The following is a 23,238-nucleotide window of genomic DNA, read 5'->3' as shown; positions in this document are numbered from 1 at the left end:
TGCCCCCATGTCCCCCCAAACAACGTCGTTCAAATCGCTCGAAGACCTTCGCGCCGCTTGCCTCGATCTTCCCGCCGGCAGCGATGCGGCCGCCGGCGCCGTCGCAAGGCGCCAGGACACGCTGACCAAGCCGCCTGGCAGCCTCGGCCGGCTGGAAACCATCGCCGCCTGGCTCGGCCGCTGGCAGGGCCGCGACATGCCCAAACTCGATGCTGTGAAAGTCTTCGTCTTCGCCGGCAATCACGGCGTCACCGCGCAAGGCGTCTCGGCCTATCCTTCGGAAGTCACAGTACAGATGGTGGCGAATTTCGCCGGCGGCGGTGCGGCCATCAACCAGCTTGCGCGCGTCGCCGGCGCCGAGCTGGACGTCATCCCGCTCGATCTCGAGCATCCGACCGGCGACTTCACGCAAGAGCCGGCGATGGACGAGCAGGCGTTCCTCGCCGCCGTTTCGGCCGGCTACGGCGCCGTGACCAAGGACCTCGACCTCGTCTGCTTCGGCGAGATGGGCATCGGCAACACGACGCCGGCCGCGGCGATCTCGACGGCGCTGTTCGGCGGCGGCGCGGAAAAATGGACCGGCCGCGGCACCGGCGTCGACGATGCCGGCCTGCAGCGCAAGGTCGTGGCCATCGAGGCGGGCCTCAAGCGCCACGCCGATTCGCTGTCCGACCCGCTGAAGATCGCTGCCGCCCTTGGCGGGCGCGAGCTGGCGGCGATCCTCGGCGCCACCCTTGCCGCGCGCAAGAACAACGTGCCGGTGCTGCTCGACGGTTTTGTCTGCACCGCCGCGGTCGCGCCATTGGCAAGGCTGCACCCGACCGGCCTCGCCCACACCGTCGCCGCCCACGTCTCGGCCGAAGCCGGCCACCGCCGCCTGCTCGAAGCGCTCGGCCTGCCGCCGCTGCTCGATCTCGGCATGCGGCTCGGCGAAGGCTCCGGCGCCTGCCTTGCCGTCAACATCATCCGTTCCGCTTTGGAATGCCACGCGAAGATGGCGAGCTTCGCCGAGGCCGGCGTTTCGGAGAAGTAGACGACAACCCGGATTGCATGCGATGCACCCGAAGCGCCGGTGAAGCGTTGTTTCTTCCGATCGCTGACGGCCTTCCGGTCAGAGCGATTCCAGCAAAAGTGTGAGCGGAATTGCGCTAGACCAGAGAGATGGGGCGTTTCGCCGTTTCCGTGAAAAGGTGAAACGCCGCAGTCCGTCTTCGAAGGATCGAAGGCGCAATGTCGCCCGGTTACGACGCAGGCGACCGAGCGAACAGGTTCATTGCGAGGCGGCGAACCCGCATTGCTTCTGTTCCATCTCGATCTGCTTCGTGATGCGGATGGCGTTCTGCGCGTAGGCCTCGGTCACGGAGCCGCTGTTCACGGTCTTGTCCTTCAACGGACTCACCGCGGCGCAGAGATGGAAAACATGCGGTTCGGAGGACTTCGCGGCTCCGTTTTCCGGTGCGATCCAGTACACGACATCCTGACCGCCAGGGTGACTCGCGTCCTTCGTCGCCGCGGTCACCGAAGCAGTATCCGTGGCGATCTCCTGAGCCTGCGCGGCGACTTCTGGCGAACAGGCCGTGGTCGGCTGTCCCGCCCTGATCTGGGCCGCGCACGAGTTCATGTCCTGGGTGTACTGCTCGACCGACGGGGGCTTGAAGCTGACGCCCATTACAGTCGCAAGCACGGCCAGCGCAGCACCCACCCCACCGGCGACCTTCTTGGTCTGCGGATCCATGTTCTTGTCGGTGAGAATAAGGAAGATCAACGGGAGGAAGGCGATCAGCGTGATGATCGCGCCGAGCTGGTTTTGGAAGAAGAACCTGGCCGTGTCGGATGCCCGGGCCGGATCGTGCCGGTTGGCAGCCTTCCACAACAAGTTACCGGCGATTGCGAAAATCGCGATTCCGACCAGAATGCCGATCAGCAGCGGCAGGTTTCCCTGGTCGAACTTGTGCTTGTAGAACAAAACGATCCCGGCAATCTCGCCGCCAATGGCGATAATCCACGAGAGCGCCGCGAAAAGGCGGAGGCGCGAGGCGGCGGACTTCTGGCCCTGCGTTGCTTGCCAATCCTTGGTGACGTCTGCGCCCGGCTTGTTGTCGGTCATGACCAGTTCCCCTGAAATCGACACTTTGCAGGGCGGCTTCAATCGAAAGGCCAACTCGCCCGGCGCAGCGTCATTGAACGAACGTCTCGTCGTCTGCCTTCGCGACGCAGCGAAAATGTGAGCGCCGCGACAGGCCACATCCCCATCCATATTGCGCACGAGCGAAAGCGTCCATACCCACGGGGCGGACTCTGGTGTGGCGGTGCCTTTGCTCTTCTTTATCTCCGGCTCGAGCGTGATGCCGCCTTCGCCGGCGATTTTGCGGGAGCGGCCGTGATCACAGGACTGGCCGAAGCAACCCCACACCCATGCCTCCGAGCAGCGACCTGCTAAGGCCCGGAAAAGAGGAGTTTTCCGCAGACGTAAAATACCAGCAAAAACAAGGGACTACTTGGTGGGTGTGCACAGGATCGAACTGTGGACCCGCTGATTAAGAGTCAGCTGCTCTACCAACTGAGCTACACACCCACGCCGCTGGAAAACCAGCGTCGGCGGCGCATATAGCCGCCGCTTTCGGTGATGTCCAGCCCTGCCGGATCATTTCCCGACAAATCGACATGGCATGAACCCGAAAAGTGGATTCCGGTTTTCGGAAAAGATCATACCAGCTCCAAAAACGCCGCAGGCGTCAGACAAATAGCTTGCCTTCAGCCATCTTGATCGCATGGCCGCCGATGCGCGCGGAGGCCAGTTTCCCGCCATCGACATTGAGCTCGAGGCGGATGCGCGACGGCCGGCCCATTTCCAGCCCCTGCTCGATCCAGAGCTGCGAGATGCCGTCGGTCGGGGCGTCGAAATGCATGATGGCGCCGGCAAAGGCCGCCGCGGCCGAACCCGTGGCCGGATCCTCGTAGGAAGGCGTGCCGGGCACGATCATGCGCACATGGAAGGCGCTGTCGTGGTGGACCCGCTCGCGGCAGTAGACATAGGGGCTGGCAAAGGCCCAGTCGCTCTTGCGCGGCGCAAGTTCCGACCACGCCTGGTTATCGAGCCTGATCTTGGCTGCCGCTTCAAGGTCCGCGACCGGAATGGTCACGTAAGGCACGCCGGCGGACCAGAAGGCGACGCGGTGATTCTCGAAGCCGATCTCGTGCGGGGCAAGGCCGAGCGCGGCGCCGATTGCTTCCGGATCGGCCTTGAGCTCCAACGATTCCGGCAGTTTCGCCAGATCGAACTCGGCGAAGGTCGAGCCGTCATGCTTGCTCACCGCGCAACGCACCGGCCCGATATTCTCCTCCAGCACGAAGATGCCGGTCGCCTCCCCGGCGAGTTCCGCAAGCGCGATCGCCGAGCCGACCGTCGGATGGCCGGCGAACGGCATTTCATAGTCGGGCGTGAAGATGCGGATACGATTGCGATGCTTTGGATTGTCTGGAGGCAGCACGAACACCGTCTCGGAAAGATTGAATTCGCGCGCGATCGCCTGCATGCCGGCAGTGTCGAGCCCATTGCTGTCGAGCACCACCGCAAGCGGGTTTCCGGCCAGCCTTTCGGTGGTAAACACATCGTAAAGCAAGTAATTGCGCGCCATGGAGAAAACCTTTCACCTCGCCCCGAATTTCTGCCTCAATCCCAACATGAGGGAAATTTAATTTGAAATTCGAACCTTAAGGCCTGATTTGTGCACGGACAGGGACATCAATTTTCAGCATAGGGGTCCGGCGTGGACCAGCTTGTCAATCCGCCAAACGCGGAATCGGATACTTCCATAGAGGCGGCCCTCGGGCTCGACCGCAAGGGCGTAAGCCGCAAACGACGCCGCTTCTGGCTCTACGCGCTGCTGGCGATAGCGATCGTCGCGGCCGCCATTGCCCTCTATCGATGGTATGCCGCCGCACCTCCCAGGATTGAATACACCGCCGTGCCCGCGGCGATCGCCGACCTCACCGTCGAGGTATCGGCCACCGGCACGCTGCAGCCGCTGACCCAGGTCGACATCTCCAGCGAGCTTTCCGGCATCGTCCGCTCGGTCGCGGCCAATGAAAACCAGCAGGTCAAGAAGGGCGACGTGCTGGCGACGCTCGACACCGCCAAGCTGGAGGTCCAGATCGAGCGCGCCACCGCCTCTGCCAAGGCGGCGGCAGCGGCCGTCGAGGACGCCAAAGTGACCTTGCGGGAGAACGACAACGCGGTGGTGCGCGCCAACGCGCTCACCAAGCGCGGCATGGCGACGGACCAGTCGCTCGAGGCGGCGACCGCGACCCGCGATCGTTCCAAGGCGGCGCTCGACAGCGCCGAAGCCAATCTCGCCATTGCCCAGGCCGACCTCAAGGCGCAGCAGACCGATCTTGCCAAGAGCACCATCTATGCGCCGATCGACGGCATCGTGCTCACGCGCTCGGTCGATCCCGGTCAGACGGTCGCGTCCTCGCTGCAGGCGCCCGTTCTCTTCGTCATCGCCGCCGACCTTCGCAACATGGAATTGCAGGCCGCGGTCGACGAGGCCGATATCGGCCAGGTCAAGCCCGGCCAGCATGCCCGTTTCACCGTCGACGCCTTCCCGGACCGACCCTTCGATGCCGAGATCCGCGATATCTCCTACGCCTCGGTCACCACCGACGGCGTCGTGACCTACAATGCGCGCCTCGAAGTCGACAATGGCGAGCTTCTCTTGCGGCCCGGCATGACGGCCACGGTCTCGGTCGTGACCCGGCAAGCCAAGGGCGTGCTTACCGTCCCCTCGACCGCCTTCCGCTATCGGCCGGCGCCGCCCGTCGCCCGCGCGTGGAGCCTGCGCGACCTCTTTACCGGCCGCATGGGCCGCCCCAACCGGCAGCGCGAGGCGACGAAGGCGCCGACCGACGGCTCGCGCACGCTTTACCTGCTGGAGAACGGCCGGCCGCATCCGGTCAACGTCAAGATCGGCTCGACTGACGGCGAGTTGACCGAGATCACGTCCGGCCTCGACGAGGGCGCGCAAGTCATCACCGGCGCGCAGCAGCGGAGCTGACGAAATGTCGGCTGCCCTGCTCATCACTTTCGACAAGGTCTGGAAAAGCTATGGCGAGGGCGAAGCCCGCGTGCATGCGCTGGCCGGCGTCGATCTCGCCATCCGCGGAGGTGAATTCGTCGCCATCATGGGCCCCTCCGGCTCGGGCAAGTCGACGGCGATGAATATCATCGGCTGCCTCGACACGCCGACGGCCGGGACCTACTCCTTCATGGGCGTCGACGCGGGCCGCCTCGACCGCAACCGCCGCGCGCTTTTGCGCAACCTCTATGTCGGCTTCGTCTTCCAGGGCTACAATCTGCTGCCGCGCACGACCGCCGCCGAAAATGTCGAGCTGCCGCTGATCTATCGCGGCGTTGGAGCGCGCGAGCGCCGCGATCTCGCCATGCAGGCGCTGGCCGAGGTCGGGCTTGTCGGGCGCGAGCACCACACGCCGGCCGAGCTTTCGGGCGGCCAGCAGCAGCGCGTGGCGATCGCCCGCGCCATCGTCACCAGGCCGACGCTGCTCGTCGCCGACGAGCCCACCGGCAATCTCGACACCGCGCGCACGCACGAGATCATGGGTCTGCTGACCAGGCTCAACGCCGAGCTCGGGCTCTCGATCGTCATGGTCACGCATGAGGCCGATGTCGCGGACTATGCCGGCCGAACCATTCGCTTCCTCGACGGCCATGTCGCCTCCGACACCTTGAAAGCGGAGGAAGCGGCATGATCTGGGAGACCGTCCGCCTCTCGCTGCGCTCGATCCGCCGCAACGTATTGCGCTCGTTCCTGACGCTGCTTGGTATCGTCATCGGCGTCGCGGCCGTCATCGCCATGCTCACCATCGGCTCCGGCACGACGGAGAAGGTCAAGGCCGACATTTCCAAGCTTGGCAGCAACCTTCTCGTCGTTCGCGCCGGCCGGCCCGCGGGACCCGGCGGACCGGGAGGTCTCGACCAGGCGGTGCGGCCGCTGGCCGAAAAGGATGTGACGGCGCTTGTCGCGCATCTGAGCGGCGCGCGCGCGATTTCGCCTGCTTCGCAAAAGCAGGTCCGCGTCATCTTCGGCACTGAAAGCCTGACCTCGGGCGTCACCGGCACCGACAGCGCCTATCTCGACGCCCGCGACTGGAAACTGGTCTCGGGACGGCCGTTCAGCGATTCCGAAACGCGCGCCGGCGCCGGCGTTTGCCTGATCGGCGAAACCGTGCGCCAGCAATTCTTCGGCGCCGGCGATCCGGAGGGCGAGATCATCCGCGTCAACCGCACCTCCTGCAAGATCATCGGCCTGCTCGAGCCCAAGGGCTATACCGGCTTCGGCCAGGACCAGGACAATGTCGTGCTGATGCCGCTGCACGCCTATCAGCGCCGCATCGCCGGCAACCGCGACATCGACAACATCTATATCGCCGCCGACGACCGCACCCCGACCACCGAACTGCAGCCGCGCGTCGAGGATATCTTGCGGGACACGCGCCGCATCACGCCCGACCGCGATCCCGATTTCGCCATCCGCGACATGACCCAGATCGCCGATGCGATGACCAGCGCCACCACCACCATGACCGGCATGCTGGGCGCCGTCGCCGGCGTCAGCCTCCTGGTCGGCGGCATCGGCATCATGAACATCATGCTGGTCTCGGTCACCGAACGCACGCGCGAGATCGGCGTCAGGCTGGCGATCGGCGCGCATGAAAAACACATCCTCATCCAGTTCCTGGTCGAGGCGACGGTGCTGTCGCTCTTCGGCGGCATCATCGGCATCCTGATCGGGCTGTCACTGGCCGGCCTCGCCTCGATGGCGCTGACGATACCCTTCGCGCCAAGCCCCGCCGTCATCCTCCTCGCTGTCGGCTTTTCGGCGCTGATCGGCATGGTGTTCGGCTTCTTCCCGGCGCTGCGCGGCGCACGCCTCGATCCGATCGACGCGCTGCGGCATGAATAGCCAGCGACTGCTGACGTCCGAACGTCCAGCGTGGTTAGTCGTGGCCGGCGAAATGCCACTCGATCAGCGGCTTCATGTGCGGCATCAGACCGTCGGGCAGATCGGCGGTATCGCGGATGATGACCGGCCCCTCGATCTCCGGCTCCGCCTCGGCGGCGACGAAGGCATTGATGCGCCGTGCAAGCTCGCCGGCGGGCTCGGCGACCCGATAGCGACGGAAGATCACCGTGCCGCTCGCCGTTGACAGCGCGTGATAGCGCTGTCCGCGTTCGGCCGTCGAAAGATCAAGCCCGGTCTCTTCCCCCACTTCGCGGATCATGTTGAAGTCGACATCGACCAGCCCGTCGCGGAAATCGATCGGCTCGAACGAGCCGGCGGCGAAGTAGACGCGGCCGGCATTGACGGTGTGCGACCCCATGCGGATCGCCACCAGCGCGTTGTCGCCGGCCACCAGCATGGCATGCGCATAGGCATGCTCGGCGCCGGAATTTTCGCGCCGCTTGCGCCATAGCATGAAGGTCGAATAGTTGACCGCATGGCAGCGGCCGACGAGGCGCCCGCCCCGGTAAGCAAGCTCGGAAAGCAGCACCACGGTGCCGTCGAACAGGGCCGGATTGGCCGCTGTTTCCTGCCGCCAGTTCTCCGCGATCGCCGCCGTATTGCTCAGCGCGAAGGGATGCGGGCCGGGATCGAGACGGACGTCGACCGCATCGACGGGCAGGATGACATTGCGCGGCAGGTCGAAACTCAAGACGGTCACGCCATATCCAGCGTGATCGCCACCGGGCAGTGGTCCGACGCTTTCGGCCTGTCCCAGCCGGCGCGCGGGAAACGCTCGACCTCCTGTCCGGGCGGAAAGATGGTGCGCCAGGGCTGGCCGTTGCGGATGACGTCGGGAACGGCGGTGGCGTTCTTCGCGGCCAGCGCCTTCGACAGCAGGATATAATCGAGCTGACAGAGATGTCGCTCCCCCGGGCCGCGCGTGTGGTAGAAGCTCCAGCGATCCATCTCCGGCCGCCGTTCGACGACATTCTCGCAAAAGCCGCCGGCGGTAAGCACGTCGATCGAGGACCGGGCTTCGTCGACAACCTCGAAACGGTAGCCATCGATGGCGTCGCCGTCGATCTTCACGCGTTGCCGGTAGTCGTTCAGGTCGCCGCAGACCGCCCAGTGCTTGTCGGCGGCATGGCCCTTGCCAAAATGCTCCTCGATGATACGACGCACCGCCTGCGCCTCGGCGATGCGCAGCGGCATCGACGCCTGGCGGCCGTCCAGCCCGTTGCGCGGCGGGCCCATGGATTTGAAATGCACGAGATAGAGCGTCAGCGGCGCGCCGCCGATCCTCAGGTCGATCTCCAGGCAGTCACGGCGAAATATCCGTTCATTGGCGAGATGGCCGAGCCCGGCGAGCTCCGGCGTGAACAGCCCGAACTGCTCGAAAGTGACATAGGCGTGGCTGGTCATACGCACGAACTCGATCGGCTGTCCTTGCGCGGTCTCGTTGCGCATCATCACGGCGACATCGATGCCGCGCGTGTCGTTGCCGGCGGTGGTGTATTTCTGCCGGTAGCCCTGCCCGACCATCTTGAACAGATAGCCGTATTCGAACGCCTTCAGCGCCTCGATATTGTCGACCTCCTGCATGCAGATGACGTCTGCGCGGGTGGCCGCGATGGCGAGCGCCGTCAACTGGCGGGTGTCGTCGGACTGGGCGATCGCGCGGGCCTGCTCGAGGATGCGGTATTCGGCCTCGCTCTGGATGTCGAACAGCGCCAGCGTGCGGTCTTCATTGAGCTGGTTGCGATAGCCCGAGAAATCGAACCTGTTCATCAGGTTCTCGACATTGAAGGTGGCGAGGCGCAGCGACATGGCCGTGACCTTTGCCTGCAAGCGAGGGCGAAAACAAGGGTCAGGCCGATACTCGTCCTGGTTGATGGAACCTTTCCGTTCATCCCCCGTTCAGACGGAAAGTTCCAACAATAGGCCTTTCCCCGGGGGTGTGCTGGGCGTGGGGCCTTACTCCTTGGAGAGTGAAATGAAACCGCTTTTTTCTTCCCTGAGATCCGGACTTCTGGTCCTGGGCCTCGTTACCGGCGTGACGGCGCCATCGGTCGCCGGACCGATCCTGCAACCCGATCTTGGCGTCGCGACGAATACCGCCGCGCCGCAGGTCATTCCCGTGCGCGACGGCTGGGCCGGCAACAACAACGGCGGCAGCTTTCAGGACTGGCGTTGGCGTAACCGCGGCGGCGACTTCAGGTGGCGCGGCGGCAATCGACACTTCTCGCGCAACTGGGATGGCGGCAGGTGGAATGGCGATGGCGATTGGCGCTGGCGGCACCACCACCGCCGGCATTTCCGAGGCGGGGACGCGGCGATCCTGGGGCTGGGCCTCGGCCTGGGCTTGGGCAGCATGGCCTATGGCAACTACTACGATCCCTACTATTACGATCCCTATCCGCGTTACGCTCAGCCGCGGCGCATTTACCGGACCGGGCGGCTGTCCAGCGCGCATGTCCGCTGGTGCTACGACCGCTACCGGTCGTATCGCGCCTGGGACAATACGTTCCAGCCCAACTACGGTCCGCGCCGGCAGTGCCGCTCGCCCTATATCTGAGCGGCCTGTCAGCACGGACAACGAAACGGCGCCCTTCGCGGGCGCCGTTTAATTTTGCCGCAACCTGTGGCTACGACGGATGGCTACGACGGGCGATAACGCTAAATTCATCGGCGGCTTCTATCCATTCATGCCGATCTCCCCCAACATGACGACTCGCGGGACCAGGTTGCAGGACGCGCCCGCCATGGCCGAAAACGAACACAGAAACCAACACAGGCACCGCGTGCTGAAAGGCGCGGCGATCCTGACCGGCATCAACAATTCCGAGGTGAGATGCACGGTGCGCAACATGCATGCGAATGGCGCTGAGCTGAAAGTGCCCATCGATGCGCGCGTGCCGGACGAATTCCTGCTCTATGTGCCGGTCGACGGCATCGGCTACAAGGCCGTGGTGCGCTGGCGCCGCGAGGACCGCATCGGCGTCGAGTTCACCGGCACCGAGCCCAAGCCGCATTGGCACTACGGCTGAAATCGCGTCCGTTTCGCGGAATAAAAAGCCGGCGGATTTCTCCGCCGGCTTGACGCTGCAGCAACCGGAAGCCTGAAGACAATTCACCCTGCCGATGGCCGGCAGGGTAGAATTGGCACAGGCTTCTTAGTTCTTGGCCTTGTCGACCAGCTTGTTCTTGGCGATCCACGGCATCATGGCGCGCAGCTTGGCGCCGACTTCCTCGATCTGGTGGCTGTCGTTGCCACGGCGGATACCCTTGAAGCGCGACATGCCGGCGCGGTATTCCTGCATCCATTCCGAAGTGAACTTGCCGGTCTGGATGTCCTTCAGGATGCGCTTCATCTCGGCCTTGGTGTCGGCGGTGATGATGCGCGGACCCGAGACATATTCGCCCCATTCGGCGGTGTTCGAGATCGAATAGTTCATGTTGGCGATGCCGCCTTCATAGATCAGGTCGACGATCAGCTTCACTTCGTGCAGGCACTCGAAATAGGCCATTTCCGGCGCGTAGCCGGCTTCCACCAGCGTCTCGAAACCGGCGCGGATCAGTTCGACCAGACCGCCGCACAGCACCACCTGCTCGCCGAACAGGTCGGTCTCGCATTCCTCGCGGAAGTTGGTCTCGATGATGCCGGAACGGCCGCCGCCGACGCCGCAGGCGTAGGAGAGCGCGAGATCGAGCGCGTTGCCCGAAGCGTCCTGGTTGACGGCGACAAGGCACGGCACGCCGCCGCCCTTCTGGTATTCGCCGCGCACGGTGTGGCCCGGGCCCTTCGGCGCGATCATGACGACGTCGACCGAAGCCTTCGGTTCGATCAGGCCGAAATGCACGTTGAGGCCGTGCGCGAAGGCGATCGCGGCGCCGTCGCGGATGTTCGGGGCGATTTCCGATTTGTAGATGTCGGCCTGCAATTCGTCGGGCGTCGCCATCATCATCAGGTCGGCCCACTTGGCGGCGTCCGCCACGCTCATGACCTTGAGGCCGTCGGCCTCGACCTTCTTGGCGGTCGCCGAGCCGGCCTTGAGACCGATGGCGATCTCCTTGACGCCGGAATCCTTGAGGTTGAGCGCGTGCGCCCGGCCCTGGCTGCCATAGCCGATAATGGCAACCTTCTTGCCCTTGATCAGATTGAGATCGGCGTCACGATCGTAATAGACACGCATTTGGGTGTTCCTTCCCGTTTTGAAGATCAGAGGGCCAGCAGCCCGGTTTTTGCTCCGAAGAGAGCGAGAAACTGTTGCGTCGCGCGCGCGGCATCGCCGCCGATCGTCGCCGCAGTCAATTCCACCCGGTCGCCGAGCAGCAGACGTATCTGCACGTCGCGGCCGACCAGACCGAAAAAGGTCCTGAACGCCGTCTCGGCGTCCTCGAAATCGAGCAGCCCGGCCTGCAGACCGGCTTCAAGCACCGGCTTCAGGCGCTTGGCAAGAGCGAAGCGGCCATTCTGCAGCACGATCGCGCCGAGATCGTCCTTGCCGGAACCGGCATGGCTGACTGCCACACGGTTCAGCGCGATCGAAGTGTCGCTGGAGATAACCTTCAGCCAATCTGAAGCGAAACGCTCCAGGCTCGCTGTGAGCGAACCGATATCCAGTCTCTCGCGGTCGATGGCCGCGACACGCACCTTGGACGCCTGCCACTGCACCGTGGCGTTGAGCAGTCCGTCGCGGTCGCCGAACCATTTGTAGAGCGTTTCCTTGGAACAGCTTGCCCGCCGCGCCACCGCCGTCATGGTCAGGTTGTCGCCCTCTTCGACCAAAAGGCGAAGTGCCGCATCCAGAACGGCCTGCTGGCGCTCGGTGAGCGTTTCGCTGTTGTCGATATCCTGCACGCTGTGCAACACGTTTGCCCTCGGGTACGTCGATAAGACCGATGCGTACCGTACGTTACGGTTCGGGTTCTATGCCGTATTGCCCGAAGTCATGCAAGCCCTATTTTTCCATTTCCTTGCCGGAGGGATAAGATGCTTGTCGGTCTGCTCGCCCTGGCCGTAGCCGCCGCCTTCACCGGCGCCGCTGTCTATGTCAGCGTCGCGGAGCAGCCGGCGCGGCTTGGCCTCGATGACCAGGCGTTGCTGCGCGAATGGCAGCCCTCTTATAAGCGCGGGGCCGCCATGCAGGCCTCTATTGCCATGGTCGCCTGCGTTCTCGGCCCGTTCGCCTGGTGGCTGACCGGCGCGTCAGCCTATCTTGCCGGTGCGCTGTTCATCATTCTGCCTTGGCCATGGACGCTGCTGGTGATGATGCCGACGAACCGGATGCTGGAGGCGATGGATGTCGAGGCCCGCAATTCTCAGGCGAGGTCATTGATCGTCAGATGGGGCAAGATGCATCTGGTCCGTGTCGCGCTGGGCGCGCTGGCGACGATCGCATTTCTGTGGGCCTTGCGCCTGCCCTGAAGGGTCGTCGTCGTGATTTCAGTCCGCGACCGGCGGATCGCGCAGCCGCCCGAGCAACCCGGCAAGCATCCCCAACTCCTTGGCGGAAAGCCTGTCGCCCATCAGTTCCGCGATCGAAGCGCCGTAGACGGTCCAGATGCGGCGGCGCATGTTCCGGCCGCTTGGCGTGATGCGCACGGTCTGGCCCCGGCCGTCGTCTGAGACGGGCAGCTTTTCGACCAGACCATCCGCCTCGAGCCGGGCCAGCAGCCTTGAAACGCCGTACTGTGCCAAGAGAAGGCGATCCATCAGCTCGAACGGTCGCAGCCCCCCCTCGCCCGCCTCCGCAAGCTCGTGCAGCACATCATACCAGGCGAGCGGCGGCAGCCCGCCGGCTTTCAGTGCATCCTCGGTCCTTTCGACCAGTTGGCGCGAGACGCGCATGAGGCGCGCCCAGGCGATGACGGCTTCGGGTGATGGTGATGTTTTCGTCATCGGGCCAGCCTAAGCGATAGATGCAATTGCATCAAGCTTGACGATCGATGCAAACGCATCCATATAGATGCAAATGCATTTATATGGAGAGAACCGATGAGACATGAAATCTGCAAGATCGCCGATATCCCGCAGACCGGCAGCTTGATCGCGCCTTTCTTCGGCCGAGAGGTCCATGTCTGGCGCAGCGGCGAGCGCATCCGCGCCGCGGCCAATATCTGCCTGCATTTCGGCGGACCGCTGGACTGCAAGGACGGCGCTTTCGTCTGCCAGTGGCATGGCGCGAAATTCGACATGGCAAGCGGCGAGCGCCTGGAAGGCCCGGCCCCGAACGGCTCGCGCCTGATGTTCCTGTCGACCCGCGTCGAGGATGGCGCGCTCAATTATGTCTGGGGAGAGTGAGATGACCGAAAGGCTCACCCTCGTCAGCCATCATTTGTGCCCCTACGTCCAGCGCGCGGCGATCTCGCTTGCCGAAAAAGGCGTGCCGTTCGAGCGGGTCTATGTCGACCTCTCCAACAAGCCCGACTGGTTCAAGGCGATCTCGCCGCTTGGCAAGGTGCCGCTGCTGCGCGTCCGGCACGGCAATGCGCAGGATGTGATTTTCGAATCCGCCGTCATCCTCGAATTCCTCGAGGAGACCGAGGCCAATCCCTTGCACCCGGCCGATCCGCTGGCGCGGGCCAGGCAGCGCGCCTGGATCGAATTCGGCTCGGCCATCCTCAATGCCATCGGCCGCTTCTATTCCGCTGCCGACGAAGCCGCTTTGCTCCATGAAAGCAGCGGCTTGTCCGAGATGTTCGCGCGTGTGGAGGCGGAACTGTCGGCAAGGCAAAGCGGTCCGTGGTTCGCCGGCGATCGATTCTCGCTGGTCGACGCCGTTTACGGGCCGGTCTTCCGCTATTTCGACACGTTCGACCGCATCGGCGATTTGGGCATTCTGGACGGCAAATCGCTCGTCCAAGCCTGGCGCGAGGCCTTGAGCGAACGCCGGTCGGTGACCGAAGCCGTCAGCCCGGACTATCCGCGGCGGCTGCATGCCTTCCTTCTGGCAAAGCAATCTTATCTGTCTGGGATCATCCGGCGGCAGGCCATTGCAACTCCGCAAGCCCGATCCGCCTGAACGGGTCGATCACCGTGCCGGCGACCATGGCGGCGAGGAATTGCGGCCCCGGCGGAATCCTCGCCAGCGCCGCCACCATGCGGTCGCGGACAAAGGGCAAGGCCGCGGAATCCGATTGGTAGAACGGCGTCAGCGACAGCGACAGCGCCTGGAATACGCGCACGTGCCAACGGCGCGCGCTCGCATAGGCCTCCAGCGCGCCGTCGATGCCGTTCGTCCGCGCCAGCGCATGGCTGAGCGCGGCGGCGTCGAGCAGCGCCATGTTCGCGCCTTGCCCGAGTTGCGGGCTGGTCGAGTGCGCGGCGTCGCCGATGACGGCAAGCCGTCGGCCGGCCGGCAGCGTCATCGTGTGGTGGCCATAGCGGGCGAGCGAGAGCTGCTCGAAACTGTCGATCTGACTGGTGAAAACCTCGCACTCAGGCCATACCGAAACCACCCTCGCCTTCCAGGCGTCGAGCCCCTTCGCCTTCACCTGTTCGGCGTCGGCCGGCTTGAGGCTCCAGAAGAACGCCGCCATGTCTTCCGCGCCGGGCTCAGGCCGGCCGATCGGCAGCACGCCGACCATGATACTTGCCTTGTCGTAGCGCTGCAGCAGCGCGTGCCCGTCGAAGCCGTCGCGCCAGCCGAGCGACGCCCAGAATGCCCCATAGGTGAGCGGCTGCGGCATCGCGGCATCGCCGAGGTAATGCCGCAGCTTCGAGCGCGCGCCGCTGGCATCGACGATGAGGTCGAATGGGCCGAGCCGCCTGCCGTTGCCGCAGACGAGCGTCGCGCGCTCGGCCGCCTCCAGCATCTCGACCTCGACATTGGTTTCGATGGCGATCGCTTCGCGCAAGGCAGCGCGGTAGAGCACGCCGAACAGCGCCGCCCTGTGCACCGCGAGGCCGAAGCGGCGGCCGCGCCGCGCGTCGTAGCGGACTTCGAGCACGGTGCGTCCGCTGCCGGCGTCGGTGCCGTGCAGCCGCTCGATCCGGCTGCCAAGCGAAAGGATCTCGGCGAGCAGGCCGAGATCGGCGAGCACGGTCAGCCCGGTCGGCTGCAGGATGAGGCCGGAACCGACCGGCTTCGGCTCATCGAAGCGTTCGAAAATCGTGACTTTGTGCCCGGCCCGCTTGAGATAGAGCCCTGCCGCCAGCCCGGCCGGACCGGCGCCGGCAATCGCGATGTCGTAGGATCTGATCATTGCCCGCCAAGCCAAGCCGGCGCGACAATCCCCCAACACAGCGGTCAAATCAAGTTGGCGCTTTGACGCTCGTCAGGGTTGGGCTGCGTCGAAGGCGGCGCGTGCCTCGCGCACGGCGTCATGGTTGAGCTCAGCCCACTGGATCAGCATCTGCAGGGGTGCGAACATCGAGCGCCCAAGATCGGTCAAGCTGTATTCCACGCTCGGCGGCTTGGTCGGAAACACTTCGCGATGCACATAGCCATCGCGCTGCAGGTCGTGCAGCGTCTGCGTCAGCATGCGCTGTGAGATGTCGGGAACCAGCCGTCGCAATTCGCCGAACCGATAGGGCTTCTCGGCCAGCGCCATGACCAACAGCGAACTCCATTTGCCGCTGATGCCCTGGATCACGTCGCGAACCGGACAGTCGGCGAAATTGGCGCCATCCGTCATGGCCTTGTAAATCTCGAGCTTGGCTTTCAGATTGAAGATCTTGCTGTCCATGGCGACATCCGCTGGTCGAAGTTCGGCTGGCCTGAGTGGTTCCCTCGCCGTGCCTACCTCCCGAAAAACTGCCTTCTTTACGGCTTGAGGTCAATTCCTATTTTAGTGCTGGTCTCTTTTTGAGACTAACCGCAGCACCCGCCAATCGGCGCAATTCAGGAACCTCCCATGACCGAAACACTCCTCGTCACCGGTGCCTCCGGCCAGCTTGGCCGCGCCGTCATCGATCACTTGCTGGAAGCGCAGAAAATTGCGCCGGAAAGCATCATCGCCACCACGCGCAATCCCGAAAACCTCGCGGATCAAGCGGCGCGCGGCGTTACCGTCAGGGCCGCCGATTTCAACGACAAGGCCTCGCTCGAGAAGGCATTCAGCGGCGCCGACCGGGTGCTGATCATCTCGACCGGCGACCTTGACCTCAAAACCGGCCGGCGCCTGAGGCAGCATGAGACCGCGGTGGCGGCGGCCAAGGCGGCAGGCGTTTCGCATTTGCTCTACACCTCCATGCCCAATCCGGAGCCCGGCTCGCCCGTGCTGTTCGCCGGCGATCACTACGGCACCGAGCAGGCGATCAAGGCAAGCGGCATCCCCTACACTATCTTCCGCAACGGCTGGTACCAAGAGAACCTGTTCATGGCGCTGCCGCACGCCATTTCGTCGGGCAAGTGGTACACGTCGGCCGCCGACGGCCGCATCGCTCACGGCGCGCGCGACGACATGGCGGCCGCCATTGCCGCCGGCCTCGCTTCCGGCACGAAAGAGAGCAGGATCTACACGCTGACCGGTCCGCAGGCCCATACGGTGGGCGAGATCGCCGCTCTGGTGAGCGAAGTCACCGGCAAGCCGCTGGAAGTCATCCAACTGCCGGACGAGGCGCTGACCGAAGGGGTGAAAGCGGCCGGCGTTCCCGAAGATTTCGCCCGCATCATCGTCTCCTTCGACGCCAACACCCGCGCCGGCCGCATTGCAGAGGTGACCGATGCCGTCGAAAAACTCTCTGGCCGCAAGCCGCGGACGCTGAAGCAGTTTCTCGAGACGAACAAGGCTGCCCTGCTCGGCTGAAGTCTTGCGCGCCTGGGGGAAGCCGCCCCAGGCGCGCCTCAATTCGTTTTCTTGAGCAATCCGAGCCGGACCAGGCTCTCGCCCGTCGCCACAAGCGCGTCCTCGCGCGATCGCGGCGCCCAGCCGAGCATGCGCACGGCCTTGGCGCTCGTGGCGTTTCTCGGCTTGTCCAGTTCCGTCACGATCTGGGCCGCTTGCCCGTCGAACAGGCCGACGATCCGGACCAGCCAGTCCGGCAGCACTCTGGTCGTAATGCGCGATCCTGCGTTGCCAAGCCTCGCCTTCAGCGTCTGCGCGATCTCGAGCATCGTCATGAAGTCGCCGCTGATTGCCAGGAACCGTTCGCCCCTGGCGGCGGGATTGGTCATGGCGCGCAGATGCAGGTCGGCGACATCGCGCACGTCGACCACGCCGAACGCCATGCGCGGCAGGCCGGGCATCTCGCCATCCATCAAACGCCTGATGAAGTCCGTCGAGGTCGAATGATCCGGCCCCAGGACCGGCCCGAAGATGCCGACCGGATTGACGACCGCCAACTCCAGTGACCCGCCTTCGCGATCGATGAAATCCCAGGCCGCACGCTCGGCAAGCGTCTTCGATTTCACATAGGCGCTCACCTTCTGCGACAGATCGGTCCAGTTCTCTTCCGTGAACGGATGGCCGGCAACCTGGCCATAGCCGATGGCGGCAAAGGACGAGGTGAGCACGACCCGTTCGACGCCGGCATCGCGCGCGGCGCGCAGCACGCGCAACGCCCCTTCCCTGGCCGGAACGATCAGGTCGTCCTCGTGCTTCGGTACGCCGGGCGGAAAAGGCGAAGCGACGTGCAGGACATATCGGCATCCGGCAACCGCTTCGGGCCAGCCCTTGTCGCTCATGAGATCGGCATAAGCGAAGGAGAGCGCATCGCCCGGTTCGACGCCGCCGACCTTCAGCATGGCAAGAACATCGGCTTCGCGCTTGGCCGAGCGCACCGTCGTGCGCACGCGGTAGCCCGCGTTCAAAAGCGATAGGATGCAATGAGCGCCAAGGAAGCCGGACCCGCCGGTCACAAGCACCAACCCGTCGCCCATGCCCCGCCTCTTTCGAAAGCAACTGCGTCTTCCATCCGCAATTGCGGGACGTCAGCCTATGCGGCGCAGTCTGTCAGATCGCGACCTGCGTGCCAATCTCCACCACGCGCCCGGTGGGTATCTGGAAATACTCGGTCGCGTCCGCCGCCGTTTTCGCCAGGCCGATGAACAGCCGGTCCTGCCAGATCGGCATGCCGGAATTGGGCGACGCCTTCAGCGAGCGCCGCGACAGGAAGAACGATGTCGTCATGATGTCGAACTTCCAGCCCTGCTTGCGGCAAATCGCCAGAGCACGCGGGATGTTCGGCTGCTCCATGTAACCGAAGGTCAAGGTCACGCGCATGAACAGCTCGTTGACCGTCTCCAGCTTCACGCGCTCGCTGTCGGGCACCACCGGTTGCGGCGCCGTCACCACCGACAGGATGACGTTCTTTTCATGCAGCACCTTGTAGTGCTTGAGGCTGTGCATCAGCGCGGTCGGCGCGCTCAGCGGATCGCTGGTCAGGAACACCGCGGTGCCGGATACCAGTTGCGGTTTCTTCTTCAGAAGGTTCCCCGCCAGGAAATCGAGCGGGATCTCGTTGCGGCGGGTCTTCTCGAACAGATAGCGGCTGCCGCGCACCCAGGTCCACATGCCAAGGATGATGGCGAAGGCGACCGCGAGCGAGGCCCAGCCACCTTCGAACACCTTGACGATGTTGGAGGCGAAGAAGCCGATATCGATGAAGGCGAACAGCGCGGTCAGCGCCGCCGCGCGCCACAGCGGCCACTTCCAGATGCGGGTCATGACGACGAAAAGCAGCACGGTCGTCACCAGCATGTTGCCGGTGACCGAGATGCCGTAGGCCGAAGCGAGCTTGCTGGATTCGCCGAAGCCGACCACCAGCAGCATCACCACCAGCGCCAGCAGCATGTTGACGCGCGGCATGTAGACCTGACCGGACTGCCTTTCGGACGTATGCAGGATCTCGAGCCGCGGCAGCATATTGAGCTGCACCGCTTGCCTGGTCAGCGAATAGGCACCGGAAATGACCGCCTGGCTGGCGATGACCGTCGCCGCCGTCGCCAGCACCACCATGGGGATGAGCGCCCAGCCCTCATTCATTTCGAAGAACGGATGGCCGACCGTGCCGCCCTTGGCAAGCACATAGGCACCCTGCCCGGCATAGTTCAAAAGCAGGCAGGGAAACACGATCGCCAACCATGCCAGCACGATCGGCTTGCGTCCGAAATGGCCGAGGTCGGCATAAAGAGCCTCGGCCCCGGTGACGGCGAGGAAGATGGCGCCGATGGTGACGAAGGCGACGTCGGGCGAATGGATCAAGAAGGCGACGATATAGTGCGGGCTGATCGCCCACAGGATCTCCGGATCGGCGATGATGTGGTTCAGCCCGGAAAGGCCGATGGCCAGGAACCAGACGGCCGTGATCGGACCGAAGATCAACGCGACGCCGCCCGTGCCGAACCGTTGCACGGCAAAGAGGATCGCGAGGATAAGCAGAGTCAGCGGAACGACATAGGGTTGGAAGGCCGGAGTGACGACATTCATGCCTTCGACCGCGGACAGGACGGAGATGGCCGGCGTGATGACGGCGTCGCCGAAGAACAGCGATGCGCCGGCAATGCCCACCCCGAGTATGATTGCCGAGCGGGTCGAAAAACTGCTGCGCGCCAGCGCCATCAGCGACAGGACACCGCCCTCGCCGCGATTATCGGCGCGCAGGACGAACAAGATGTACTTGATCGTGACGATGATCGTCAGCGACCAGATGATCAAGGACAGCACGCCCAGAATGTCGCCGCGGTCGGCGACCTCGCCGTGCGACGATGCCACCAGCGCCTCGCGAAACGCGTAGATCGGGCTGGTGCCGATGTCGCCATAGACCACGCCGAGCGCGCCCAGCATCAGCACCTTGGTGCTGTGCTGCTCTATTTCGGGATGGCTCGATTGGTCGACGGGTTCTGCCTCAGCACCATTGGCAAGGGCCATGGACGACACTCCGATAAAACGCGCGGTGCTCTACGCTTGCTGCGGTGCAATATCAAGTGCCCCCACGTAAGGGCTCCCCTGCCGCCGACGCAGGGCTTTCAATATACGGTACGCGCAGGCTTCTTCATCCGGCGTAGATCGAGGCTATCAGATCGCTACCTGCGTGCCGATCTCCACGACACGCCCCGTCGGGATCTGGAAATACTCGGTCGCATCCGCGGCCGAGCGCGCCAGGCTGATGAACAGCCGGTCCTGCCAGACCGGCATGCCGGAATTGGGCGAAGCCTTCAGCGAGCGCCGCGACAGGAAGAACGACGTCGTCATGATGTCGAACTTCCAGCCCTGCTTGCGGCAAATGGCCAGGGCGCGCGGAATGTTGGGCTGTTCCATGTAGCCGAAGGTCAGCGTCACCCGCATGAACAGCTCGTTGACCGTCTCCATCTTGACGCGCTCGCTGTCGGGCACCACCGGTTGCGGCGCCGTCACCACCGAGAGGATGACGTTCTTTTCGTGCAGCACCTTGTAGTGCTTCAGGCTGTGCATCAGCGCCGTCGGAGCGCTCAGCGGATCGCTGGTCAGGAACACGGCGGTGCCTGAGACCAGCTGCGGCTTTTTCTTCAGGAGATTTGCCGCCAGGAAGTCGAGCGGTATCTCGTTGCGGCGCGTCTTGTCGAAAAGGTAGCGGGTTCCGCGGATCCAGGTCCACATGATCAGGCCCATGAGGCAGGCGACGGTGATCGACACCCAGCCGCCTTCGACGATCTTGACGACATTGGCCGAGAAGAAGCCGAGATCGATGACGCCAAACAGCATTGCCAGCGCCAAAGCGGCGGCAACCTGCCATTTCCACAGCCAGCGCATCACCACGAACAAAAGGATCGTCGTCATCAGCATCTCGCCGGTGACGGAAATACCGTAAGCGGAGGCAAGCGCGCTCGAGCTGCCGAAACCGACGACCAGAAGCATCACGCCGAGCGCCACCATGAGATTGACCCTCGGCATGTAGATCTGGCCGCTCTGCATCTCGGATGTGTGCTGCACCTCGATGCGAGGCAGAAGGTTGAGCTGCACGGCCTGCCTTGTCAGCGAGAAGGCGCCGGAAATGACAGCCTGGCTGGCGATGACGGTGGCCGCCGTCGCCAGGCCGACCATCGGCATCAGCGCCCACTCGGGCAGCATCTGGAAGAACGGGTTGGTGGGCTTGCCGCCATGCGACAGCACGAACGCCCCCTGGCCGAAATAGTTGAGCAAAAGGCACGGGAAAACGATCGCGAACCAGGCCATCACGATCGGTTTGCGGCCGAAATGGCCGAGGTCGACATAGAGAGCCTCAGCGCCGGTAACCGCCAGGAAGACCGCACCGACGGTGACGAAAGCGCCCGTCGGCGTGGTGGCGAGGTAATAGAGCGCGTAGTACGGATTGATCGCCAGGAAAACCGATGGATCGTCGACGATGTGGTAGAGGCCCGCCGCGCCGATCGCTACGAACCATGTCGCCGTCACAGGTCCGAACACCGCCGCCACTTTGCCCGTACCGAAGCGTTGCACGGAGAAAAGCACGGCCAGGATGACCAGCGTGATCGGAACCACATACGCGTCGAGCGCCGGCGTGACCACTTCCAGGCCCTCGACCGCCGAAAGCACGGAGATCGCCGGCGTGATGATCGAATCGCCGAAGAACAGCGCCGCGCCGCAAAGGCCGATCACTAGGATGAGCTTGGAACCCGGCGGGTAGGCGCTGCGCGCCAGCGACATCAGCGACAGGGTGCCGCCCTCGCCCTTGTTGTCGGCCCTGAGCACGAAGGCGACATATTTGATCGTGACGATGATGGTGAGCGCCCAGACGATCAACGAAAGCACGCCCAGCACGTCATGGCGGGCAACCGAGTTGGACGAAGCATGCAGCGCCTCGCGGAACGCGTAGATCGGGCTAGTGCCGATGTCGCCATAGACGACGCCGAGCGCGCCAAGCATGAGAACCTTGGTGCTGTGCTGCCGCTCGGTTTCGGCGTGGCCCGAGCGTTCGAGGGATTCCGTCTCGCTGGCGTTGGCTAGCACCATGAGCCCCATTTCACCGGATTCGTCACGCTCCGAGGTCGCCGCAACGCGCGGGACACGGGAAAACTGCCGAAACTACGCAAGGCGTCCTACCATCCGCAGGCCCTCAAGAACCGCCCGACCGTTCCGGCCATGCCATACTCCAGCGCATCGGCTGTCAACCCATGTCCGATCGATACTTCGGCCAATGCCGGGATACGCTTGGCCAATGCCGGCAGGTTCTTCACGGTCAGATCGTGGCCGGCATTGACGCCAAGCCCGGCCGCGAAGGCGGCGTCAGCGGTTTTTCCAAGTCTTTCCAGCTCCTTGGCCGCCTTTTCGGAATCGGAATGAAAGCCGCCATAGGGGCCGGTATAGAGCTCGATGCGGTCGGCGCCGGTATCGCGTGCCGCGTTCACCCCGTCAGGATCGGCGTCGGAAAACAGCGACACGCGGAACCCTCCCTTCTTCAGCCGCTTGACGATCGGTGTCAGGAACGCCGCCTGGGCGGCGAAGTTCCAGCCATGGTCCGAGGTTGCCTGCGCCGGGTCGTCCGGCACAAGCGTCACCTGTTCGGGCTGGTTCTTTTCGACAAGCGCCAGGAAATCCTCGGTCGGATAGCCCTCGATGTTGAACTCCGCGGCCGGAAATTCGTCGTCGATCAGCGCCCTGATCTCAGGCAGGTCGGAATGCCTGGTGTGCCGCTCATCGGGCCTCGGGTGCACCGTCAGCCCATGCGCGCCGGCGGCAAGTGCGATGCGGCCAAGTCCGGTCACGCTCGGCCATGGCAGGTCGCGGCGGTTGCGCAGCATGGCGACGGCGTTGAGATTGACCGAAAGCTTGGCGGGCATGAACTGGGGTCCAGTGGATCGGCGGGCATCTATAACGCCTTTAAGGGGAACAGATAGAGGGTTTCGGGTGTTCCAGGGGATAGATGGAGGCTAACATAAGGATTTGCCATTGAATTTCCTCGAAGCTGTGCCGGCGATCCGCCGCATCGAAACCAACCGCGACGCGCTTTTCGCCATCGACGTCGTCGGCGATGTCTCGCCGGCCGATGCGGAAAATCTGTTCGGCCTGCTGGAGGCCGCCTACGCGCTGCATCCGAGGATCGACGTGCTGGTCAGGCTGACCGACGAGGAAAGCGTGGACTGGGCCAATATCTCGCAGGACACGCTTCGCCAGGGCGTCGCCGACGCGATGCAACATGTCGTGCGCTGCGCGGCCATCGGCGAGCCGAGCTGGGCTTCTCTCGTCACGGGCATTTTCCCCAAGGCGCTGCCCTTCGAATTCAGGCGCTTCGATGTCGACGATGAGGAAGCCGCCTGGCAATGGCTTGGCGCGCGGCCGACATGACATT

General features: G+C 64.2%; 24 protein-coding genes and 1 tRNA gene. 11 read left to right on the top strand and 14 right to left on the bottom strand.

Translation table 11 applies throughout. The features are described from left to right. Positions 1–7: 7 nt before the first annotated feature. Positions 8–1,033 carry a nicotinate-nucleotide--dimethylbenzimidazole phosphoribosyltransferase gene (gene cobT / locus FJW10_RS15945; RefSeq protein WP_140900826.1) on the top strand — a complete coding sequence of 342 codons (1,026 nt, stop codon included), beginning with the start codon at positions 8–10 and terminating at the stop codon, positions 1,031–1,033. Between the two features lie 237 nt (positions 1,034–1,270). On the opposite strand, the gene FJW10_RS15940 is transcribed toward cobT, so the two are convergent. The 3 genes from FJW10_RS15940 to FJW10_RS15930 all read right to left on the bottom strand — a co-directional run bounded on the left by FJW10_RS15940 (position 1,271) and on the right by FJW10_RS15930 (position 3,638). After that, positions 1,271–2,413 (bottom strand): hypothetical protein, encoded by a 1,143-nt coding sequence (locus FJW10_RS15940; protein ID WP_246674279.1) that lies wholly within the window; start codon positions 2,411–2,413, stop codon positions 1,271–1,273. 86 nt (positions 2,414–2,499) lie between these two features. Beyond that, positions 2,500–2,575, bottom strand: a tRNA-Lys gene (locus FJW10_RS15935). Positions 2,576–2,735: 160 nt separating this feature from the next. After that, a complete protein-coding gene (locus FJW10_RS15930; protein WP_140900825.1) occupies positions 2,736–3,638 on the bottom strand; it encodes a PhzF family phenazine biosynthesis protein in 903 nt (300 codons plus the stop codon). Positions 3,639–3,770: 132 nt separating this feature from the next. Here FJW10_RS15930 and FJW10_RS15925 point away from each other — a divergent pair, with 132 nt between their 5' ends. Genes FJW10_RS15925 through FJW10_RS15915 form a run of 3 tightly spaced genes read left to right on the top strand, consistent with a single transcriptional unit; the run spans position 3,771 to position 6,983 of the window. Next, entirely contained in the window at positions 3,771–5,057 is a 1,287-nt protein-coding gene (locus FJW10_RS15925) for an efflux RND transporter periplasmic adaptor subunit (protein WP_140900824.1), read from the top strand. 4 nt (positions 5,058–5,061) lie between these two features. Beyond that, a complete protein-coding gene (locus FJW10_RS15920; protein ID WP_140900823.1) occupies positions 5,062–5,769 on the top strand; it encodes an ABC transporter ATP-binding protein in 708 nt (235 codons plus the stop codon). After that, on the top strand, positions 5,766–6,983 hold the full coding sequence (locus FJW10_RS15915; protein WP_140900822.1) for an ABC transporter permease: 1,218 nt from the start codon (positions 5,766–5,768) through the stop codon (positions 6,981–6,983). The genes FJW10_RS15920 and FJW10_RS15915 overlap by 4 nt, the downstream gene beginning before the upstream one ends. A gap of 34 nt (positions 6,984–7,017) precedes the next feature. Here the strand turns inward: FJW10_RS15915 and FJW10_RS15910 are convergent, their stop codons facing one another. Both FJW10_RS15910 and FJW10_RS15905 read right to left on the bottom strand, forming a co-directional pair. After that, complete coding sequence (locus tag FJW10_RS15910) at positions 7,018–7,734, bottom strand: hypothetical protein (protein WP_140900906.1); 717 nt, start codon at positions 7,732–7,734, stop codon at positions 7,018–7,020. Between the two features lie 5 nt (positions 7,735–7,739). After that, positions 7,740–8,852 carry an endonuclease/exonuclease/phosphatase family protein gene (locus FJW10_RS15905; protein WP_140900821.1) on the bottom strand — a complete coding sequence of 371 codons (1,113 nt, stop codon included), beginning with the start codon at positions 8,850–8,852 and terminating at the stop codon, positions 7,740–7,742. A gap of 166 nt (positions 8,853–9,018) precedes the next feature. Between FJW10_RS15905 and FJW10_RS15900 the strand changes: the two genes are divergently transcribed. Further along, a complete protein-coding gene (locus tag FJW10_RS15900; protein WP_140900820.1) occupies positions 9,019–9,600 on the top strand; it encodes a BA14K family protein in 582 nt (193 codons plus the stop codon). A 187-nt stretch (positions 9,601–9,787) separates the two neighbouring features. Further along, positions 9,788–10,072, top strand: coding sequence for a PilZ domain-containing protein (locus tag FJW10_RS15895; RefSeq protein WP_140900905.1), 285 nt, complete (start codon positions 9,788–9,790; stop codon positions 10,070–10,072). Positions 10,073–10,198: 126 nt separating this feature from the next. Here FJW10_RS15895 and ilvC read toward each other — a convergent pair whose 3' ends face one another. Together ilvC and FJW10_RS15885 are read right to left on the bottom strand one after the other, a co-directional pair. Beyond that, a complete protein-coding gene (ilvC, locus tag FJW10_RS15890; RefSeq protein WP_140900819.1) occupies positions 10,199–11,218 on the bottom strand; it encodes a ketol-acid reductoisomerase in 1,020 nt (339 codons plus the stop codon). A 26-nt stretch (positions 11,219–11,244) separates the two neighbouring features. Continuing rightward, positions 11,245–11,898: a TetR/AcrR family transcriptional regulator gene (locus FJW10_RS15885; protein ID WP_140900818.1), complete on the bottom strand. Its 654-nt coding sequence runs from the start codon at positions 11,896–11,898 to the stop codon at positions 11,245–11,247. A 120-nt stretch (positions 11,899–12,018) separates the two neighbouring features. Between FJW10_RS15885 and FJW10_RS15880 the strand changes: the two genes are divergently transcribed. Continuing rightward, positions 12,019–12,453: a DUF1772 domain-containing protein gene (locus FJW10_RS15880; RefSeq protein ID WP_140900817.1), complete on the top strand. Its 435-nt coding sequence runs from the start codon at positions 12,019–12,021 to the stop codon at positions 12,451–12,453. Positions 12,454–12,471: 18 nt separating this feature from the next. Here FJW10_RS15880 and FJW10_RS15875 read toward each other — a convergent pair whose 3' ends face one another. Continuing rightward, a complete protein-coding gene (locus FJW10_RS15875) occupies positions 12,472–12,927 on the bottom strand; it encodes a MarR family winged helix-turn-helix transcriptional regulator (protein ID WP_140900816.1) in 456 nt (151 codons plus the stop codon). Positions 12,928–13,023: 96 nt separating this feature from the next. Between FJW10_RS15875 and FJW10_RS15870 the strand changes: the two genes are divergently transcribed. Both FJW10_RS15870 and FJW10_RS15865 read left to right on the top strand, forming a co-directional pair. Then, a complete protein-coding gene (locus tag FJW10_RS15870) occupies positions 13,024–13,329 on the top strand; it encodes a Rieske (2Fe-2S) protein (protein ID WP_140900815.1) in 306 nt (101 codons plus the stop codon). 1 nt (position 13,330) lies between these two features. Then, on the top strand, positions 13,331–14,050 hold the full coding sequence (locus FJW10_RS15865) for a glutathione S-transferase family protein (RefSeq protein WP_181177548.1): 720 nt from the start codon (positions 13,331–13,333) through the stop codon (positions 14,048–14,050). Here the strand turns inward: FJW10_RS15865 and FJW10_RS15860 are convergent. Beyond that, entirely contained in the window at positions 14,004–15,233 is a 1,230-nt protein-coding gene (locus FJW10_RS15860; protein WP_140900813.1) for an NAD(P)/FAD-dependent oxidoreductase, read from the bottom strand. The genes FJW10_RS15865 and FJW10_RS15860 overlap by 47 nt on opposite strands. A 72-nt stretch (positions 15,234–15,305) precedes the next feature. Beyond that, positions 15,306–15,716, bottom strand: coding sequence for a helix-turn-helix domain-containing protein (locus FJW10_RS15855; protein ID WP_140829210.1), 411 nt, complete (start codon positions 15,714–15,716; stop codon positions 15,306–15,308). A gap of 168 nt (positions 15,717–15,884) precedes the next feature. Between FJW10_RS15855 and FJW10_RS15850 the strand changes: the two genes are divergently transcribed. Next, on the top strand, positions 15,885–16,778 hold the full coding sequence (locus FJW10_RS15850; protein WP_140900812.1) for an SDR family oxidoreductase: 894 nt from the start codon (positions 15,885–15,887) through the stop codon (positions 16,776–16,778). 38 nt (positions 16,779–16,816) lie between these two features. On the opposite strand, the gene FJW10_RS15845 is transcribed toward FJW10_RS15850, so the two are convergent. From FJW10_RS15845 to FJW10_RS15830, 4 genes are all read right to left on the bottom strand, one after another. Then, positions 16,817–17,851 carry an aldehyde reductase gene (locus FJW10_RS15845; protein ID WP_140900811.1) on the bottom strand — a complete coding sequence of 345 codons (1,035 nt, stop codon included), beginning with the start codon at positions 17,849–17,851 and terminating at the stop codon, positions 16,817–16,819. 73 nt (positions 17,852–17,924) lie between these two features. Then, on the bottom strand, positions 17,925–19,841 hold the full coding sequence (locus FJW10_RS15840) for a potassium transporter Kup (RefSeq protein ID WP_140829204.1): 1,917 nt from the start codon (positions 19,839–19,841) through the stop codon (positions 17,925–17,927). A gap of 147 nt (positions 19,842–19,988) precedes the next feature. Continuing rightward, a complete protein-coding gene (locus FJW10_RS15835; RefSeq protein WP_140829202.1) occupies positions 19,989–21,902 on the bottom strand; it encodes a potassium transporter Kup in 1,914 nt (637 codons plus the stop codon). Between the two features lie 86 nt (positions 21,903–21,988). Beyond that, positions 21,989–22,729 (bottom strand): pyridoxine 5'-phosphate synthase, encoded by a 741-nt coding sequence (locus FJW10_RS15830; protein ID WP_140900810.1) that lies wholly within the window; start codon positions 22,727–22,729, stop codon positions 21,989–21,991. Positions 22,730–22,838: 109 nt separating this feature from the next. Here FJW10_RS15830 and FJW10_RS15825 point away from each other — a divergent pair, with 109 nt between their 5' ends. Next, complete coding sequence (locus tag FJW10_RS15825; RefSeq protein ID WP_140655184.1) at positions 22,839–23,234, top strand: STAS/SEC14 domain-containing protein; 396 nt, start codon at positions 22,839–22,841, stop codon at positions 23,232–23,234. Positions 23,235–23,238: the final 4 nt, after the last annotated feature.

It is taken from the genome of Mesorhizobium sp. B4-1-1, assembly GCF_006439375.1.
GTDB lineage: Bacteria > Pseudomonadota > Alphaproteobacteria > Rhizobiales > Rhizobiaceae > Mesorhizobium.
The sequence above is the reverse complement of the archived record's forward strand: the minus strand, read 5'-3'. Positions and strand labels throughout refer to the sequence as shown.